4 protein-coding genes and 1 pseudogene are annotated in these 2,272 nt (G+C 42.3%); all 5 read left to right on the forward strand.

What is annotated here, in order from left to right; all coding sequences use genetic code 11:
* A pseudogene (locus X919_RS16940) lies at window positions 1–266 on the forward strand (hypothetical protein); the annotation flags it as partial.
* A gap of 2 nt (window positions 267–268) precedes the next feature.
* Complete coding sequence (locus X919_RS15450; RefSeq protein ID WP_051502536.1) at window positions 269–709, forward strand: hypothetical protein; 441 nt, start codon at window positions 269–271, stop codon at window positions 707–709.
* A gap of 7 nt (window positions 710–716) precedes the next feature.
* On the forward strand, window positions 717–1,379 hold the full coding sequence (locus tag X919_RS0112560; protein ID WP_028900411.1) for a hypothetical protein: 663 nt from the start codon (window positions 717–719) through the stop codon (window positions 1,377–1,379).
* A 2-nt stretch (window positions 1,380–1,381) separates the two neighbouring features.
* A complete protein-coding gene (locus X919_RS15455) occupies window positions 1,382–1,822 on the forward strand; it encodes a hypothetical protein (RefSeq protein WP_051502537.1) in 441 nt (146 codons plus the stop codon).
* A gap of 2 nt (window positions 1,823–1,824) precedes the next feature.
* Window positions 1,825–2,272 (forward strand): hypothetical protein (locus X919_RS15460; RefSeq protein ID WP_036918038.1); only part of this gene is annotated, 448 nt, incomplete at its 3' end.

Raw genomic sequence — 2,272 nt, forward strand, 5'->3', positions numbered from 1 at the left:
AAACATGGGGAGTTGTGAAATATAAGGGAGGAGTAGGCACGTGGAGTGATTGTACCGAGACATCGGAGTTTCCTCTCTCAGAAGAGGACTATTCCAAACTTTGTCTAACCTACCCTGCGTTCGGTGAATATGACCAACTCATACGCTTGGATCGTATTCCGATGGTCATTCGAGATACGATATTAGAAGTCACGGACAAGGAGTTCCCAGCATTTAGGCAGTATCTCCAGCGAGACATTGCACGCTATCAAGAGTCTAAGAAGTAAAGATGCTCGCATTCAACAAGGCACGTGCCAAGTTCTATCCTTTCAATGAGGTTTATTTAGAAGCACCGAAGAAAGCTATAAATCTACCAGAAGGGGCTCCTACAAAGCATCAGTATGTGAGGCTGGATTCCTATAACCCTCACACAGGCGAGATCGTCTCTCGTAAGTATACCCAGCTTAGTGAGGTGTCAGAGGAGACTGCAATCCGTTACTTAAAGGAACTATCGGATAAATACGCACCTGGTTCGGTCATTGCTGATGTGCCTTCAAATAGAACAGGTTTGAATAAAGGTATCTTCGAGGTTAACCAAGGGCGTGACTTAAAAGGGAAAATGATTCTCGAGGTGCCTGTGCAAAAGAAATCAGTACGAGAGAGCATATTGAAATATGCTCGAGACAATAATATTCAGATTAGAGACATCAATGGAAAGATATATAGATAGTAAAAATATGACAGTGACATTTAGAGCCTGGAGTAAAGGCTATAAAGAATTACAAAGTGAGGACAGTACACTATTTAGGTTAGATGGCTACAACAAAACTCGCTACTCTCGTCGCAAGAAGAAAGAAGGGCTGTTGGAACTTGCTTCTCGTGAAGCCCACGAGAAGCAAGAGGTCTACTTTGCAACGATACTCAATGATGATGGTAGCCCCTACTGCGCCATTGAGTCCAATGTGGGATACTTTGGACTGGACTTCCTGAGAGAAAACTACGATAACTACTTGCTATATGAGTATAGGGAATATTGCGGTAAGCTATTTCTAGAGGTCATTCTCCTGTACGAATGTTACCCTGGGACGAATGAGAAGATGAGACGTATAGACTTCATGTATACCCACCAAGGAGAGTGTTCGTCTGTCATCTACCAAGGTGTGATGATTGAGGGCACTTATGAGGAAATCACAGCAGAGCATCCCCCCATCTCAAAAGAGGAGTTGGAGAAGCTTTGGGTTGATTATCCTAAGTTTGGAGAATATGACCAACTTATACGCTTGGACCGCATTCCTTTGCAGGCTCGGGAACGTATTCTTGAGTATACGGACAAGGAGTTCCCAGCATTTAGACAGTATCTCCAGCGAGATATCGCACGCTATCAAGAATCTAAGAAGTAAAGATGCTCGCATTCAACAAGGCACGTGCCAAGTTCTATCCTTATAATGAGGTTTATTTAGAAGCACCGAAGAAAGCTATAAATCTACCAGAAGGGTCTCCTACAAAGCATCAGTATGTAAGACTGGATTCCTATACCCCTCACACAGGCGAGATTGTTTCTCGTAAGTATACCCAGCTTAGTGAGGTGTCAGAGGAGACTGCGATTCGTTACTTAAAGGAACTGTCGGATAAATATGCACCTGGGACAAAAATAGCAGATGTACCATCCAATATAAGTGGGGCTAATGCTGGTATCTTCAAGGCAAATAATGGAAAAGTTCTTGATGGACAAATGATCCTTGAGGTGCCTGTGCAAAAGAAGCCAATCCCACAAAATGTGATAAACTATGCAGATAAGCTTCGCATAAAAATCAGAAATACGAATAATAAATTATATAATTAGTTATGAAGACAATATTTAATAGTACTTGGGTAGGTAATCATATTTGTACAGAAGAAACCACCCTATTCCAATTAGATAGCTACAACAAAACTCGCTATTCTCGTCACAAGAAGAAAGAGGGTCTACTGGAGCTTGCTTCTCGTGAAGCCCACGAGAAGCAAGAGGTCTACTTTGCAACGATACTCAATGATGATGGTAGCCCCTACTGTGCTATTGAGTCCAATGTGGGATACTTTGGGGTAGACTTCCTGAGGGATAATTATGATAACTACTTGCTATATGACTATAGGGAATATAGCGGTAAGCTATTTCTAGAGACCATTCTCCTGTACGAATGTTACCCTGGGACAAATGAGAAGATGAGACGTATAGACTTCTCGTATACCCACCAAGGAGGATTCTCGACAGTCATCTACCAAGGTGTGATGATTGAGGGCACTTATGAGGAAA

It is taken from the genome of Prevotella sp. HJM029, from assembly GCF_000599605.1.
Lineage (GTDB): Bacteria > Bacteroidota > Bacteroidia > Bacteroidales > Bacteroidaceae > Prevotella.